The sequence below is a fragment of the Nonlabens xylanidelens genome, assembly GCF_002934445.1.
GTDB classification, from domain to species: Bacteria; Bacteroidota; Bacteroidia; order Flavobacteriales; family Flavobacteriaceae; genus Nonlabens; species Nonlabens xylanidelens.
Genome location: NZ_PTJE01000008.1, coordinates 18,889 through 35,006, shown reverse-complemented (window position 1 = coordinate 35,006; position 16,118 = coordinate 18,889). Strand labels below are relative to the sequence as shown.

General features: G+C 32.9%; 19 protein-coding genes, 1 other RNA gene and 1 pseudogene. 13 read left to right on the top strand and 8 right to left on the bottom strand.

All coding sequences use genetic code 11. The features are described from left to right. The 6 genes from LY01_RS13330 to LY01_RS13305 are packed head-to-tail and all read left to right on the top strand — an operon-like array spanning position 1 to position 4,161. Positions 1 to 660 carry a LysE family transporter gene (locus LY01_RS13330; protein WP_104516433.1) on the top strand — a complete coding sequence of 220 codons (660 nt, stop codon included), beginning with the start codon at positions 1 to 3 and terminating at the stop codon, positions 658 to 660. Beyond that, on the top strand, positions 653 to 1,138 hold the full coding sequence (locus LY01_RS13325) for a DinB family protein (protein WP_104516431.1): 486 nt from the start codon (positions 653 to 655) through the stop codon (positions 1,136 to 1,138). The genes LY01_RS13330 and LY01_RS13325 overlap by 8 nt, the downstream gene beginning before the upstream one ends. Next, the gene (locus LY01_RS13320; protein ID WP_104516429.1) at positions 1,126 to 1,848 is read left to right on the top strand and encodes an NRDE family protein; all 723 of its coding nucleotides are present in this window, start codon (positions 1,126 to 1,128) and stop codon (positions 1,846 to 1,848) included. The genes LY01_RS13325 and LY01_RS13320 overlap by 13 nt, the downstream gene beginning before the upstream one ends. 4 nt (positions 1,849 to 1,852) lie before the next feature. Further along, a complete protein-coding gene (locus tag LY01_RS13315; RefSeq protein WP_104516427.1) occupies positions 1,853 to 2,896 on the top strand; it encodes an ATP-grasp domain-containing protein in 1,044 nt (347 codons plus the stop codon). A 2-nt stretch (positions 2,897 to 2,898) separates the two neighbouring features. Beyond that, positions 2,899 to 3,471 (top strand): hypothetical protein, encoded by a 573-nt coding sequence (locus LY01_RS13310; RefSeq protein WP_104516425.1) that lies wholly within the window; start codon positions 2,899 to 2,901, stop codon positions 3,469 to 3,471. 3 nt (positions 3,472 to 3,474) lie between these two features. Continuing rightward, complete coding sequence (locus tag LY01_RS13305; RefSeq protein WP_104516423.1) at positions 3,475 to 4,161, top strand: hypothetical protein; 687 nt, start codon at positions 3,475 to 3,477, stop codon at positions 4,159 to 4,161. A 107-nt stretch (positions 4,162 to 4,268) separates the two neighbouring features. Here LY01_RS13305 and LY01_RS13300 read toward each other — a convergent pair whose 3' ends face one another. After that, positions 4,269 to 5,501, bottom strand: a complete 1,233-nt coding sequence (locus LY01_RS13300) for an NAD(P)-dependent oxidoreductase (RefSeq protein ID WP_104516421.1) — start codon at positions 5,499 to 5,501, stop codon at positions 4,269 to 4,271. 155 nt (positions 5,502 to 5,656) lie between these two features. Between LY01_RS13300 and LY01_RS13295 the strand changes: the two genes are divergently transcribed. The 4 genes from LY01_RS13295 to LY01_RS13280 all read left to right on the top strand — a co-directional run bounded on the left by LY01_RS13295 (position 5,657) and on the right by LY01_RS13280 (position 8,428). Next, the gene (locus tag LY01_RS13295) at positions 5,657 to 6,061 is read left to right on the top strand and encodes a plastocyanin/azurin family copper-binding protein (protein WP_104516419.1); all 405 of its coding nucleotides are present in this window, start codon (positions 5,657 to 5,659) and stop codon (positions 6,059 to 6,061) included. 244 nt (positions 6,062 to 6,305) lie between these two features. Beyond that, positions 6,306 to 6,705: a transfer-messenger RNA gene (gene ssrA / locus LY01_RS13290) on the top strand. Positions 6,706 to 6,845: 140 nt separating this feature from the next. Beyond that, complete coding sequence (locus tag LY01_RS13285; protein WP_104516417.1) at positions 6,846 to 7,166, top strand: helix-turn-helix domain-containing protein; 321 nt, start codon at positions 6,846 to 6,848, stop codon at positions 7,164 to 7,166. Further along, positions 7,166 to 8,428 carry a type II toxin-antitoxin system HipA family toxin gene (locus tag LY01_RS13280; RefSeq protein ID WP_104516415.1) on the top strand — a complete coding sequence of 421 codons (1,263 nt, stop codon included), beginning with the start codon at positions 7,166 to 7,168 and terminating at the stop codon, positions 8,426 to 8,428. Before LY01_RS13285 ends, LY01_RS13280 begins: the two co-directional genes overlap by 1 nt. 379 nt (positions 8,429 to 8,807) lie before the next feature. Here the strand turns inward: LY01_RS13280 and LY01_RS13275 are convergent, their stop codons facing one another. The 6 genes and pseudogenes from LY01_RS13275 to LY01_RS13245 form a co-directional block, all read right to left on the bottom strand. Beyond that, a complete protein-coding gene (locus LY01_RS13275) occupies positions 8,808 to 9,527 on the bottom strand; it encodes a phospholipase D family protein (RefSeq protein WP_104516413.1) in 720 nt (239 codons plus the stop codon). 217 nt (positions 9,528 to 9,744) lie between these two features. Further along, positions 9,745 to 10,197: a hypothetical protein gene (locus LY01_RS13265; protein WP_104516411.1), complete on the bottom strand. Its 453-nt coding sequence runs from the start codon at positions 10,195 to 10,197 to the stop codon at positions 9,745 to 9,747. Next, positions 10,197 to 10,580: a helix-turn-helix domain-containing protein gene (locus tag LY01_RS13260; RefSeq protein WP_104516409.1), complete on the bottom strand. Its 384-nt coding sequence runs from the start codon at positions 10,578 to 10,580 to the stop codon at positions 10,197 to 10,199. The genes LY01_RS13265 and LY01_RS13260 overlap by 1 nt, the downstream gene beginning before the upstream one ends. 37 nt (positions 10,581 to 10,617) lie before the next feature. Continuing rightward, positions 10,618 to 11,154 (bottom strand): hypothetical protein, encoded by a 537-nt coding sequence (locus LY01_RS13255; RefSeq protein ID WP_104516407.1) that lies wholly within the window; start codon positions 11,152 to 11,154, stop codon positions 10,618 to 10,620. Positions 11,155 to 11,403: 249 nt separating this feature from the next. Continuing rightward, a pseudogene (locus LY01_RS15405) lies at positions 11,404 to 11,646 on the bottom strand (hypothetical protein); the annotation flags it as partial. Positions 11,647 to 12,072: 426 nt separating this feature from the next. Further along, positions 12,073 to 12,933 (bottom strand): SdiA-regulated domain-containing protein, encoded by an 861-nt coding sequence (locus tag LY01_RS13245; RefSeq protein ID WP_104516405.1) that lies wholly within the window; start codon positions 12,931 to 12,933, stop codon positions 12,073 to 12,075. Positions 12,934 to 13,247: 314 nt separating this feature from the next. Here LY01_RS13245 and LY01_RS13240 point away from each other — a divergent pair, with 314 nt between their 5' ends. After that, entirely contained in the window at positions 13,248 to 13,604 is a 357-nt protein-coding gene (locus LY01_RS13240; protein ID WP_211289299.1) for a hypothetical protein, read from the top strand. A 225-nt stretch (positions 13,605 to 13,829) separates the two neighbouring features. On the opposite strand, the gene LY01_RS13235 is transcribed toward LY01_RS13240, so the two are convergent. Then, positions 13,830 to 14,126, bottom strand: coding sequence for a hypothetical protein (locus LY01_RS13235; protein WP_104516403.1), 297 nt, complete (start codon positions 14,124 to 14,126; stop codon positions 13,830 to 13,832). A gap of 202 nt (positions 14,127 to 14,328) precedes the next feature. Between LY01_RS13235 and LY01_RS13230 the strand changes: the two genes are divergently transcribed. Beyond that, positions 14,329 to 14,814, top strand: coding sequence for a GbsR/MarR family transcriptional regulator (locus LY01_RS13230; protein WP_104516401.1), 486 nt, complete (start codon positions 14,329 to 14,331; stop codon positions 14,812 to 14,814). Between the two features lie 41 nt (positions 14,815 to 14,855). After that, positions 14,856 to 15,983, top strand: a complete 1,128-nt coding sequence (locus tag LY01_RS13225; protein ID WP_104516400.1) for a mechanosensitive ion channel family protein — start codon at positions 14,856 to 14,858, stop codon at positions 15,981 to 15,983. Positions 15,984 to 16,118: the final 135 nt, after the last annotated feature.

Genomic DNA, 16,118 nt, shown 5'->3' with positions numbered 1-16,118 from the left:
TTGAAAAAGCAATTCAAAACATTCAGCTCTGGATATGGAGTAAGTCTCATTGGTGCGTTACCATTAGGAGTATTAAATGTTACCGCATTTAAAATAGCTATAACTAAAGGTTTATGTGATGCTCTACTATTTACAATTGCTGTAGTTTCTTTAGAAATTGTTGTAGTAAGAATATGTTTATTTGCAGCTGGTCGAATAAGAATTAATAGTAAATTATCTTACTACCTTTACCCTATCGCTATTGCCCTACTTGTCTATCTAGCAATAGACATTTTAAGATCCATTCAAGAAATTACTACCATTAAAACTGATGGCATTTTCTTTCCTGAAATAAAGTCATCCTTTTTACTAGGTTTATTATTAAGCGCTCTAAATCCATTACAATTTCCTTATTGGATAGGATGGAATAAAATTATGTTAGAACGTAAGGTTTTAAAGGTAACTACTGTATCTATCTCTTCATATCTTATAGGTATTGGATTGGGCACACTAACCGCATTATTACTATTTATATTTATAGGCCATTATATCTTTAAAGACTTTGAACAATATAATTATATTGTATCTCTCATTTTAGGGTTAATCTACATATGCTTTGCCATTTATTTAATGGTATTATTTTATAAAAAGCATTTAAAATCTATGAAAAATCATGTTTAAATCTTCTTTAAATACACTAGAACAATTTAAGTCAGTTCTAGAACAATTAACTGTAGAACATTTTTCGCAACCTTGTGACGTATTATTTAACTCTACTATCGGACAACATACGAGACATATAATTGAACTCTATCAATGTTTGCTTAATGGCTATGAAGAAGATGAAGTTTGTTATGATAAAAGAGAGCGTAATAAGCATATAGAGGAAGATTTGCACTATGCAATAGAACAGATAACCGCTATACAAAACACATTAAAACGTCCGGATAAGGACATGATGCTTATTCAAATATTTGGAAAAGATCAAATATCAATCAAATCTAATTATTACAGAGAAGTCTTGTACAATTTAGAACATACTATACACCATAAGGCGCTTATTAAGATAGGTATCAAACATTTTTGTTGTATTGATATTCCATCTTCCTTTGGTGTAGCTCCATCTACAATAGAACATAAAAAACAATGTGTACAGTAAGCTTCATACCCCTTAAAGATAAATGTATCATAACTTCAAATAGGGATGAGCACATTTCAAGACCTCTGTCTTTTCAACCTAAAGAAGAAGTATCATCTGGTGTTACATTAATATATCCTAAAGATCCTAAAGCTGGTGGTACTTGGTATGCTATTAATGAATATGGCACAGTAGGTGTGCTTCTTAATGGGGCTTTTAAAAAGCATGAATCTAAAGGTAATTATGCTCGTAGTCGAGGATTAATCTTAATAGATTTAATAAGTAAACCACATTCATTAGATTATTTAAGATTAATTAATTTAGAAAACATAGAGCCCTTTACATTAGTTCTTTATGAAAATAAAAAATTAATAGAAATGCGTTGGGATGGAGACTCCAGACATATTAAAGATATGGATGTTAACTCATCTCACATATGGTCATCTTCTACATTATATAATAATGAAGTACGTGAAAAAAGAGAGAAATTATTCAACGATTTTATAACTCAACAAAGATTAAGTCAAAAATCTATTTTAAACTTCCATTCACATACATCTAATGATCTTGAGAATGGTTTTGTAATAGAGCGCAAGACTGGCTTAAAAACTTTTAGTGTAACACAAGCAATTGTGGAATCTAACATATCATTTATGGATCATCACGATCTTATTAACAACAAAACGAGTTCTATGCAACTAACAACACATCCTCCTTTAATGACTTTATAAATAGATGAGTTATTTAAAATTAAAACTATACCGTGTTCTCCATTGGGAGTACTGGCCTATGCAGTTTATATATTATCCTATATTCCCTGTATGGCTTTATTTTGCAATGAGAGCGAGATCGTTTTTTTTCTTCAGCGTTTCTAATCCTAGAATAAAAAATGGTGGTATGGCAATGGAATCTAAGAAAGACATCTATGATATGATGCCTCTCGAACATTATCCAACTACAGCTTATTTAAAAAGCAATAGTAGTATATCAACAATAAAAGATTGCATTGATAAATCAGGCTTTACATATCCACTCATTGCAAAACCTGATATAGGATTAAAAGCATTAGGTGTTGAAAAAATAGAAAATCTAGGACAACTCAATCTCTATTCTCAAAAAATAGAACAAGATTTCTTGATTCAAGAATTAATTACTTACCCTAAAGAAATAGGCTTATTTTATGTAAGAAAACCCAATGAAAAAAAAGGCCGTATAACAGGTATTGTTGCAAAAGAGTTCTTAACCGTAACTGGTGATGGAACTACTCCTATTGTAGATCTAATAAAGCAAAATCCTAGAGCGCATTTTCAACTAGCTTCTCTTAAAAAGAAGTACGGTTCCTATCTAGGAAAGGTCTTAGAAAAAGATGAGGAATTCATTTTAGTACCTTTCGGAAGTCACACTCGTGGTGCAAAATTTATAGATGACTCTCATGAGATAAATGAACAAATGGAAACTATCATAGATACTATTTGTTTACAATTACCTGACCTACATTACGGTCGTTTAGATATCAGGCTTACCTCTTATGAAGATTTAAGTCTAGGTAAAAATTTTAGCATCATTGAGATTAATGGAGCTGGCAGTGAACCTACCCATATTTATGACCCTAAACATTCTATATTCTTTGCCTGGAGTGAAATTATAAAGCATTGGAACTTTCTATTTCAAATCAGTGTGATGAATCATAAAAAAGGACATCGATATCTAAGTTACAAAAACGGTATTAAGATGCTTAAAGATAATAGCTTATTAGAAAAACGTTTAAAATCAATCTAACCATGAAAAAAAAGACCAACTTCTTAATTATCGTAACTCTATTATTTTTAACATGCATATCTCATGCGCAAAATGATAATGTAAATAAGAACAATTATCTAGGTGCTTCTATACAGGCTTATCCTGCCGGTATTATCCCTACAATAAATTTAGAGCATTTTACAAATGAGAATTCGTCATTTGTATATCGAATAGGAGCAAATTTAACAGATCGTCAAGATTTCAGTGAAGAAAATGATCATGAGGAAGGATCTGGCTTTGGAGGTTCTGTAGGTTATCGTAAATATTTTAAGTTTAAAAAGGGAGACTTTTTCATAGGTGCAAATATAGATTTATGGTATCTATCAATAGATTGGGAAAATAACCTAGGCTTACCTACTGAAACTATTGGAAACACAAACATACTAGTCGTTCAACCATGGTTAGAAGGCGGTTATTTTTTTAACCTTAATGAAACATCGCGATTAGGACTTGCACTAGGATTCGGTCGTGAGATCAATGTAATTACTGATGGTAATGATGTAGCTCAAGATTTCATAGGTTCTATTAACATACAATACATGTTCAAAATTTAATCCATGAAAAGCTTTAATAAATTAATCTCATTAATCTTATTTATTTTTAGCTTTTCAATTAATGCCCAACAACCTAAAAAACAACTAGCATTAAACGACTTTAATGAAGTCGACTATAGTTCTTATGAAATAAATAAGGTTATCCCAGAAGAAATAAGGCCTCAAGTATTACTGGCTTTATCTTATTATCCAGAGTTAAAGGATATAAAAATTGTTTTTAGATTCAAAAAAAGGAACACACCTCTTACCTCTAGACCACGTATTACTCATGTTTTTAAAAGAAAGAAAAACAGAACTCACGTTATCACTATAAGTACAGAGACTTCTTCTAAGTTCTCACCCATTTTATTTAAAAACCTGCCATTTAATGCTCAAGTAGGTGTTTTAGGGCATGAATTGGGACATATTACACAATATATAAAAACAACTAGCCTGCAATTAATAGGCTTATCTCTTCAACTTTTTAATAATCAGTTTGTAGATGATTTTGAATTCCAAACAGACCTTACTTCTATTAATCATGGATTAGGATACCAACTATACAGCTGGAGTAAATTTGTTAGAAAAGAATTAAACATCACAGAATGGAAAGGAACATCACATAATAATACACTAGAAAAAAAGAAAGAACGTTACATGAATCCACAAACAATTCTTAAACATATAGAGTCCTCATCAATTTATAGATGACATAATCAACATTACTTTTGAAAGAATAATCCATAGAAACACCTGAGCATCTATTTGAAATAGATGCTCAGGTGTTTTAATACCATATAAGAGAAAAGTTATAGTTTTTAGAACTTAGTCTGCTCTCCATACACATAATCATGCAGGTAAGAAAAGCGTTCCGTTAATCGACCATCACTAGTTGTCATTTGTGCTCTCTCTAGAATACCGTCTTTGTCGCCATTGAAAAATGACGGTATCACATACTTTTCAAACATCTCGCCAAAACCTTCACTCGCATCCTTAGGTAACTCACATGGTAAATTATCTACCGCCATGACCGTAATCGATCCTGGAGTTTTAAATTCGACCTCTTTTTCACCTTGAGCGTCATAACCATAAATAGGGTCGGCTATGGTGCTAGGTCTTAAAGTAGATGCAATAGGACCATCTATATCACAACTCACGTCTGCCACTAGGCTTATTTTAAAATCAGATTGTTTTGCATCTTCTCTTGTAAACAAATAAGGTGCGTTATTTCCATAAAAATGCCCAGTGATTAACATATCAGTCACTTTGGCAAATTTCACAAAATCACTTGCCAGTAATTCAGGATTATTATAACACTCTGTTTTAGTAGGCTGTAAACCGTCTTTGCGAGTATAATAATCTTCTACGTCTAGTATGGTAAAAGTAGTTTGATCATTTTTAAACTGACCTAGTTGTAAAAATTCTTTAGGCTTTAATTCTTTAATTTCTAGCTCTTGTAAAATCTCTAGAATACCACCGGCAACTTTTCCATTACCTGTCATTGCTATATTGATAGCTGGCAATAAATTTTTAATACTTTTTAATTGTGCTTTAAGAGCTGCATAATCTGGCAAGGATTCTACCTTAGGTAAATCATATAAACCATCTCGCAAACCTAGTGCTCTAAAACCGTTGTACGCTCCTACTATACCAGCATATCTACCAAAACCGATTAATCGCGCACCATTTTCTCTAGTAATGGTTTCATGATCATACAGTTCTATTTTTTTATCCAGTATGGTTTTAAGCAACTCTCTATTATAAGGTTGCTTTTTAATAGTATGAGAAAAGAAAAAATACTTTTTATTGGGTATCAGCGCCTCTTTAGGTACTTCTTTTACACCTATCATAACATCAGCCGCAGTTACATCTTCTTGTACTGCAATACCATGAGATGCGTACTGACTATCTGGAAAGATTCTTATCGGTGAGGATTCTACTATAAATTCCGCTTTCGCGAAAGCGAGATCTAAACGACTCAATTGCTCTGGAGTAAAGACTACTCTTCTATCCGGCGGGCTCTTTCTTTCTCTTATGATCGCAAATTTCATGGGCTTGGTTTTATTGCAGCAAGATAAGGAAATAGGCCAAAGATTACGAGTAGGGAAAAAATGAATAGTAGTAGGGAAAAAAGACCCAATATCGCACTGGTAAAGCGTCGCATCTTTGCCATGTAAATAAAAACAATAATTAAAATAAATAAATCATGAAAAAATTAATAACACTAGTAGTAATCGCTTTAGGAATGGGTATGACATCACAAGCTCAAGATAAAATGATGAAAGAAAAAATGATGGACCAGACGGTAAAGACTATCGCTCTAGAACAAGTAACTGGAGAATTTGTACAAAAACAAATTACGGTAGACGCTGGTACATATGTATTTGACATTAAAAACAACAACGTAGGTCACAATGTAGGTTTTGTACTTGTAAAAAAAGGACAAGATATTTCTAATCCGAAAAACCACATTAAAACTGCTTATGTAACAGAACAAGTTGCAAATAACGGTACACAACATTCTAATGCGACAAAATTAGAAAAAGGTGAGTACGTATATTTTTGCCCATTAAATCCTACTTCTACAGATAACTTACTTATCGTAAAGTAATACGAGTGAAGTAATAGCTTTCCCCTCGATTGAGACTATTAGTCTGTTTAACTAGTTTCAATTTTAAATCCCAGTTTTAATTAACTGGGATTTTTTTTATGTAGGTATTTGGCATAGTTTTTACAGTAGTATGTGTGGTAGATTCTTATATTTGCCATCCGTGTTTTGAAATGTAAGTTTTATACGAGCATTTTAAAACAGGTGATTCATTTTCTTTTTATCATTAATGAGAATGAAAAAAAATGGGGTCGACTGGTTTTGACAGCGAGACCGACTTGATTGTAAGCATGTAGAGCGCTGGGAAACAGCTCTTAAATCTCATTTTTCAAACTTTTTTAAACGGCGAGAATAACTACGCCCTAGCTGCATAATCCGAATTACAGTAGGATAGTGCCTCGGTCTACTAGGTAGACAAGCAGGAAATCTCTCAGGAGCCTTGATTTACGGCGACTGATTTTGAGATTTCGTAAAAGTAAATCTATTCTCATCAGGGCTTTGATGGTGAGAAGAAACTCAATTGAAGACAAGCGTAAAATTGGTAGTTCTTGACCGGCTTTACGACTGAAATTAATTAAGAACTAAACATGTAGAAAGCGATGAATTCGCTCGTTTGGACGAGAGTTCGATTCTCTCCGACTCCACAAAACCTTATAATCAACAGATTATGAGGTTTTTTTTATATAATGTTAATACTACTCTCCTTACTTACACTTATTAATAAATCGATATTAATGTTTCATAAATGAAACCAATAACAGTATATTTGTGTTTTATATGAAACATTATGACTAAAAAGAAAACAATATTGTTACCAAAAGCAGAGAAAATTCTCTCTCAATTAGGAGAAAATATCCGCTTGGCACGATTGCGTAGAAAATTAAGTGCAGTACAAGTTGCCGAAAGAGCAAACATTGGTAGGTCTACACTTTGGAAAATTGAAGAAGGCAAAGGGTCTGTATCTATGGGTAATTATTTGCAAACCTTACTAGTTCTAGGTTTAGAAAAAGATCTCTTAACGGTAGCAAATGATGATGTTTTAGGGCGAAAAATTCAAGATGCTGATTTAACAGTTAAAGAACGAGCTCCAAAGAAAAACAATAAATAATGAGTGCAGAAAGAAGAGAAATATTAGTCTATGCTCACTGGGTAGGTTTTAATGAGCCTACCTTAATGGGAATATTATATGCTTCTCTCAATAAAGGAAAAGAACTATTTTCATTTGAGTACAATGCAGAATGGTTAAAACTCAAAGAAGCTACAGCTATCGATCCAGATTTACAACTGTTTTCTGGACCGCAATATTTAAATGTTGATAAGTCCAATTTTGGCATTTTTCTAGACTCATCTCCAGATCGCTGGGGAAGATTATTAATGAGGAGAAAAGAAGCAGCATTAGCTAGAAAGGAAGAGCGTAAACAACGTAACCTTTTTGAGTCTGATTATGTTCTTGGTGTTTTTGATGCTAATAGAATGGGAGCACTACGTTTTAAAACAGCTATAGATGGAGCATTTCTAGATGACAATGCACAAATGTCTGCTCCACCTTGGACAGCTCTAAGAGATTTAGAATATGCTAGTTTACAATTAGAACGAGATGATGCACCAGATGATCCAGAGTATTTACAATGGTTAAATATGTTAATGGCTCCAGGTTCTTCTCTTGGTGGTGCTAGACCAAAAGCTAATGTTCAAGATACAGACGGTTCCTTGTGGATAGCAAAGTTCCCTAGTGGTAATGATGATAAAGATATTGGTGCCTGGGAACAGCTTATATATGAAATGGCTATACAGTGTGGTATTGATATGGCCGAGTCCAGAATACAGAAATTTTCGCACCATCAACATACTTTCATTACTAAACGTTTTGATAGAACTGCAGATGGGCAACGCATTCATTTTGCTTCTGCCATGACCTTATTAGGCTATACCGATGGTGTAGACCATCAAGACGGCGTAAGCTATTTAGACCTTGTAGAGTTTTTGATGAAAAATGGTGCAAAAATAGATGAAGATTTAATAAAACTATGGACTCGCATCGTCTTTAATATTTGTGTTTCTAACACCGATGATCATTTACGTAATCACGGTTTTATTCTCACAGATGCAGGCTGGATATTATCACCAGCGTATGACATTAATCCCATAGAAGGCGGTAATGGACTTAAATTGAATATAGATAGTGAGGATAACTCTCAAAATTTAGATTTAGCGCTTTCTGTAGCGCCCTACTTTAGATTGGATCAAGAAGATGCCCAATTAATTATCGACCGTATTCTTAATGTTGTTTCTAGCTGGCAAGTTTTCGCTAAAAAAATAGGTCTATCAAGAGCAGAAATAGAAAGAATGAGTGCTTGCTTTACATTTTAAAACTGTTTGACGTTGAAATAATTAACTCAATATCGTGAGTCAAAAAAATCGATATCTGTCGCTTGGAGTCCACAAACAACGCCGCTATCCTAATGATAGCAGCGTTATTTAATTATGGTTGACAAGTTAAAAAGTGAATTTTAATCCTTCTACAAAATTCTTAAATCACGACGAAAATTATCTTTATTCTCATAATCTGAATTGAGTATAGGATATCTCATGGATGTTTTACCATAGCTATTCTCTCCTGTTTGATGACAGTAGTTTTCAGAATAATACATGTTCTCCCATTTGTTCCATTCATAGTACGCCTCTTTAGAAAGTGGTTGCGCAGGATTAAAAGGTATTTGCGTTCCTGTTCTTATGCAATACCCAAAATCTAGAGTCTCTTCTTTTTTACTAGATGAACATTTTTACTGGTTGCAGTTGATAATTTATCTACAGGTTTTTTTCTTCTTCGTTCTAATGTTGCCTCATCACTTTGAGTATTAATCACTACAGGATCGTGAAAAGTAGTTATAGATACCTTCTTATAGTTAGGACAAGAACTATCAAAATCTTTTGTGATGTCGTATAAAGTTTTAGCTCCATGAAAGTCTTTAGCTAGACCAAATAGTTTTTTCTTAAAAAGTGGACGCTGAATAAAAAGACAATGTGCTTCTTCTATTATTCTTTCAAAAGAATTATAACAATAAATAAATGAGTTGCTATTACCTATCATGACCTTTCTCAAATGAACACCAGCTTCTACATTATTATTTGCAGAGTAGTCATATAAGTTCATAGAAGTTATAACCGCTTCATTATAATTCATATAACATTTAGCATGTAATTTTGGCTCATATAGAATCGATATATTAATATGTGATTTAAAATATTCTAAATCATCTTTAGAAATACTTCTGTAAATATCATCTTCATTTTTACCTATCAAAAGTTTTAAATGAACATCATGATCTTCTGTAGCTTTATCAAGTACTTTTTTATATTGATCATCTAATTTGATGTAAGGTGATACAATGATGATTTCCTTTTTTGCTCTTAAAAAAACATCTTCTATTAGATCATTTAATTTATCTCCTGTGTAGAAGTCACTCATAATACTATTCTTATCTATTCCTTTTAAAATTCTCTGCCTGATCTAATATCTCTTTGCTACTTGCTGCATCTTATTTCTACGAAACAAAATGGTTTTGACTAATCTATTAGTCAGCTCTGCTTATTTAATACTGCTTGGTGAGCCGTCTGGAAGAAATATTTGTATGGTTTGTGGTCTTGTCATAAAACTATTACCGGATAGTTAGAATCTACAACCTTTAGATACTAGGCTCTTTAATAATTTTAACAGGGTTAACAATTGGTAGAATTAGACCTTCAAAAAGTGTATTTCTAGTGAAAGTTAAAAGCATTCCTCTAGAAGTTGAAAAGGAAAGACCAACCAGAGTTGCTGCTAACAAAATATTCATCTTGACAAGATCTTTATCTGAAGTCAAATAATCTTGTAAATTTTCAATGTGAAATAAGAATAAGAGTTCAAAAAAACCTTTCCCCATTAAACCGTTGTTAGTAGACCTTGCGTCTGCTTCTATTAATAGAGTAAGTGCAACACGATTATTTGTATCATCCCAAGATAAGTTATGAGCAAATCTTAAATCAAAACCTTCAGCACCAGCAACTATATTTATATCTGGGCTGCGTTCAAGTTTTGCATTGATGGTTTTAATATCTTGAAGATGTATTTTTTCTGGTATTATTTTAACCGCTGCCATTATGAAGCTATTTCTAGTGACCTACTACGTGTCGTTCCTAAACCTGTAAAATTTGTCATATCAATTTCTTGAGATGGTTTTACAGGTATAGTAAGCTGAACATATTTACTATACTTTGATTGCGCTTCATCACAAGTCATTATGATTTTTTCTCCTATCGCAACCTCCATTTTTGAGATAGTAGGTGTTGTAAGATTATGAAAACCGCTTAACCATTTGCTTACCTCACTAGGACTTTTACCTAACTTAATAGCAAGGTCTTTTTGTGACATACTTTTGCGCTGTAAAAGTAAAAGCACTTGATTTGCTATAGCCATATTATTTGCCATAGTTGCTTTTTCTTCTGGAGTGATTCTGTTTTTTATTCTTTGTAATGCGTTCATAAGTAGATGTAATGTTGTTAAGATTTAAAAAAGTAAATTAAAACTCTATTTTTAAATCTGGTAAAAACGTGATATCTGTAAAATCATGATTCCATTGTATTTCTTCTTGTTCTATTATTAAATCATCAATAATGCCAGCTATTTTATTTGCTTGTAGAAAATAATCTCTGACATTAGTACATTCTTGAGCCGTTTGTGCAGTTTTAACGCCACCATTAAATAAGATGACGACACTTTCATTCAATCGTAAAGTATATAATCGTAATTGAGTTCCTATAAATAAAGCTTTGAATTTTCCTTTATTAGGTGGTAATGCGGTAAGGTCGCTATGAAATTGCTCTGGTCTAAAAAAATGTTCTCTTGCTCCATATTTATTACCTATTTCTTGTTCTAAAAATAGAATGATCTTATTAAGATCTTCTAGATGTTCTTTGTATTGCTCCATGCGATTCAAAAAGTCATAAAATTCACTTCTTGTCTCGTCATGCGTAATTTCATTTAACACTATAGAATAGTAAGTCACCTTAGAACTTTCTAAACCTTTAATACGTATTAATGAGGCAAATATATTCACTTTAAAGTTAATTATGGTGTAATTATAGTTATTTTAATAGTAATTATCGATGAATAGCAAATTAAATTATACTGAATTATCATCAATTTGTTATGCTCAGAATTGAAATCATCATACCTCAACCTCTTTTCCATCCTCAAAAACCTCCTTCAAAACACTTTGCATCATCATCTCGCTATGTTGCTGGCTTTGTTGTACTTCTTGCTCTAGCGCATCACATAAAGCCATTAAAGCATTTATTTTTTCTACAATGGCTTTCTTGTTGTCTTTTGCTTTAATAATCGCAATAGGAATGTTTGATTTGTAATAAAGTATATAATCAGCTCGTTTGCTTTTACCACGAGTATGCAAATTACCTTGCACAATAATTCGACCATCTGTAAAAGAAACCTCTTCTCTTACTTGCGTGCGCATATTCCATCCTGCCTTTTGAATTGCTGGATTAATAAATTTAGTGCAAATATCTCTTTCCGATAGATTCTTTTTGTTCATAGCTGGTGGTTGTTACCGCTTTCGCGAAAGCGAAACACTTAAAATTAAAAACCCTAAAACACACTTATCCAGCGTTATAGGGATAAGTGTGTTTTAGGGGTCTGTGAATATAAGAATTTATAGTATAAATCCTTTTCCATAGATCTATAAAACGCATGTATATAGATGCCGTTTTAATCGTGCAATGTGATAGAAAATATGCCATGTTTTAAACTCGTCTTCCTTAAAGAGTTTAAAATTAATCTATCGGTTTACCATTTTATTGAGGGAAACCGTAATGTGGCAGTTTTATTATTTCAGCACAACGTGATGCCGCACTTTATCAACTATGTATTTCTTAATAAAGAAGCTTTCAAATTATCTATTTAATTATAATTTAGGTGATTTTAAACAAAATAAAAGAAATTCCGTAAAAAATTAACAACTCTATTTATCGAGTGTCACTTCTAGTATTGCGCCGTGGTTGCCCTTACCTTCTGTAGAGATATATAAAGTGCCGTCAGGAGCAAACGTGATGCCTTCTGGTTGTGGAAAATTCTTTTTATCTAGCTTATAGAAATTCTTTATCGCACCTGTTTTATCCATTATAATAAGTCTAGGTGTTTTACCTTCTAGCACATAATAATCTCCGGTAATGGGATGTATCGCCACGTCAGAGGGATTAAAACTTTTATAAGCTTTCTTCTTTTGATACTCTTTTAACGCGTCGTCCTTCATGCTTATTTTTAAAATGGGATTCGCGTCCATTTCTTTAGTGTCCAACGGTATTTGATACAGTCCTTTATAGTCGTCACTGTATGGATCGCGGTCTTTAGTAATAGTGATTAAACGATTGTTTTTACTGTCCATGGTAAGACTCTCCATGTTATTCTTGATGGTAAAAAGGGTTTTAAAATGGCTGGTCTCGATGGCATCACTACGGTACTGAGCTACTTGAAAAATAACGCCGTCACTTCTCAAAATATAAGCGTCTTCTTTGTCTACTGCTATGCCTTCATAATCTCCTGGAGTACCAAATTTGATTTGCTCCTCGATTTTTTCTGTATTGAGGTCATAAATAAAAATGATACCATCTTCATCTTCTATACATGCCAGCTTATTATTAGGCAACCATGCCATGCCACTTATCTCTTCTAGAGAGGTAGGTAACTTCCACAATCGATTAACGGTATACTCTTTTTTATCTGAATTTTCTGGATGCTCTACTGCCATTTTACAAGAGATCATGCTAAGCATAAAGGCTAAAACAGCAAAAAAACCGATGACGTATTTCTTAATCTGACTCATGATCTTTGATTTTTAAATAATTTTTTAACTTTTTTAGTTCATAAATTTACGAACTAATATTATATTTGTGCGGTAACTTAACAGTACTTTAAATTTGAAATTAGGGGATTTTATGTTTATAATCTATAAGTTACTCTTAAAATTAGTGGTTTGAATAAAAGAAAGTTCTTAAGGTCTTCTTTTTTCTTACCACTTTTTCTTTTTTATAACAGTTCTTCTAGCGGTTATTTGATGGTCTAGATAGATCTTTGCAACCGTTATAAAAAAATAGCGATCTACGTTATTTAAAACCGCAACAGCTTTCTAATTATTTTATGGAAAAGAAATTGAGCAATTCCTTATTGTACTTAATGAGTACATCTGCCGGTCTAGTAGTTGCAAATCTTTATTACAACCAGCCTTTGCTGCACAAAATGTCTGTAGAATTACAAGTAAGTGAGGCGTGTTTAAGCGGTCTGGTAGGTGAGCAATATGGATGGAGAGTCATGTATTATGCAGCCACCATACTCATAGTATTGTTATTTACACTCTTGCATTATAAACTACCTAAAACAACACCAGTTTATAAAGGCAACTACGGTAGTTTACTTAAATCCATAGGTTTTTATTTTAGGACAGAGCCCACTGTGAGACTAGCAGCATTGCACGGTGCACTGACGTTTCTACTTTAGGTATTGCGTTATCTCTCACGATAGTACTGGCCCATTAAGTGTTTAAAAAAAGGCTCTTTAGATATAACAGAGAGGTTATTTTTTATATTTTAGTTGACGAACTCATAAAGTTGATAAATAATCATTTTAGGAAACCTATTCTTATTTAAAGGGCTTTATTTTCGACTATTTATGAATCAACTTAATTAAAATTGTAACTCTGTTATGTTTAAGACTAGTGCAATTCTAGTTTTCTGATTCTGTTGCGATCTCTTTTTCAAGTTGCTTTCTAATTTCTCGCATTTCTTGCATTTGAGCTTCTCTTTGATCCTTTTCTATCTGATATAAAGAATCCCTTTTACGAGTCTGATCAGCTAGTTGAGTTTCATACTCTAGATTGCGTTGATTCTCTATGAATTGTTGAGCATGCTCTTGTGATATCTTTGATTCTACTGGTGCCGCAGCATATTTTTTATACAATTTACCTGCTGTTACCGCCGCAATCAGCAAAACAATCCCTACTATTCCCCAGGTTTTTTTCATGACTTAACTATTGATTTTCAAAGTTATGGAAATTATTTACCATTGCTTATACCCTTTTTAGGGGAATTTTAGTCGTTCCGCTTTCGCGAAAGCGGAACAACCACCTACTTTAAGAACCTAAATAACGATAGTTCTTAAGGATAGAGTTCGCTACTTGCCGAACTAGATGTATATTAGCTTTTTTTAGAATAAAACGATTTTAATGTCAGAGCAAACTGAACAACAATTACTGATTGAGGAATTAGGAATAGGAATTCAAGATTTATTGAACTTATCACCTCTAGCCTCGCGCATATATGCATTACTTATATTATGCTCTTATGACGGTCTAACCTTTGAAGAGATAAGAACAATCATCAAAGCTAGTAAAAGCTCTATATCTATAAACATCAATGTATTAACACAGTTAAACTACATTACTTACCAGACTAAACCTGGTGATAGAAAACGATACTTTAAACTGGCCAGATACTCTTCTATTATATCGCTAAATGCATATCATACAGCGATAGAAAAGGAAATTAAAATAGTAGGCGAGGTAAATGCCTTTAATGAAACCTACCATCCAGAAAAATTTAACAATGAAGAGTCTCTAGGAATCATCTATCAAGATTACCTTAAAGAAAAGCTGCAATTAGTTAAAAAAACAGCCGATAAAATGACTCGCTTTCTAGAAAATGAAAAATAGAATCAAGTTTTAAACAGACATCTAGCGATACTACATAAATTATGGAAGAGTTTATAACCACGTATAAGTCCCAAATTATCTGGATACTGTCTGTTATAGGTACGGTTGTTCTATTACATTTTATAACTAGATTTTTATACCGCTGGTTATTAAAAAAAGAAAAAGAACGTTTTCCTGGTGAGAAAGCTACCTCTATTAAGCTAGTGAGAGTCATACTTAATGCGTTATGGATCGTTTTAGGTGCTATCTCTATAGGTTTTGTTTTTGTGGATAAAGAGGATAATGACGCTATGGTGGCCAATTTTAAACTGGCTCTTTATCTAGGGTTTTTATCTGTCATTACTATAGTTATCGCGGCGACTATTAACATGTGGTTTCTAGGTACTATAAAAAAGAAAATAAGAGCAAATGAAGACCCTACCAGTTATAAATTCTTCAGGTATCTGGTTGTTATTATAATTTACTTTACTGGTACTCTTTTTGGTTTACTAGCCTTTCCTTCTTTTAGAGGCGTCGCACAAACCGCATTAGGTGGTGCTGGTATTCTAGCACTAGTCGCTGGTATTGCATCACAAGAAGCACTCTCTAATCTTATAGGTGGTATTTTTATAATCTCTTTTAAGCCTTTTAAAATAGGTGATATTATACGCGTTACCGACACCATGGTAGGTACGGTTACCGATATTACTTTGAGACATACCGTAATACGCAATTTTGAAAACAAGATGATCGTTATTCCTAATGCGATAATTAATAAAGAAAAGCTGATTAATTACGATCTAGGAGAGCATAAATGTTGTGAACATGTAGAGATGGGAATTTCTTATGATAGTGATGTACAAGTTGCCAAAACTATTATGAGCGAGGTGTGTGAAAACCACCGATTGAGCATTGATAACCGCACACAAGCTCAAATCATGGATGGTGTCCCTATGGTAAGAACTGCCATGACTAAAATTAATGACTCTACCTTAACTATAAGAGCCTGGACCTGGTGCCGCAATTTTCAAGACTCCTTTGACTTGAGATGTGATGTAAATGAAACGATCAAAGAAAAATTTGACGCGGCTGGTATTGATCTAGCCTACCCTACTCGTACGGTTATATTAAGTGACAGTGAGTTAAAAATTAAAGATAACAATGTGCCTATAACTAAGGATAAAAAATAAGTCTTTCTTACTTTTTAAAGCTTTTGTGTACGCTACAAAACATTGAAAATAACAAATTGTTTATTAGGCTACCGCAATGCCGTATACTAACCCTTTACTAGATAACAACTTTTACGTAAATGTAACTGCAATGTA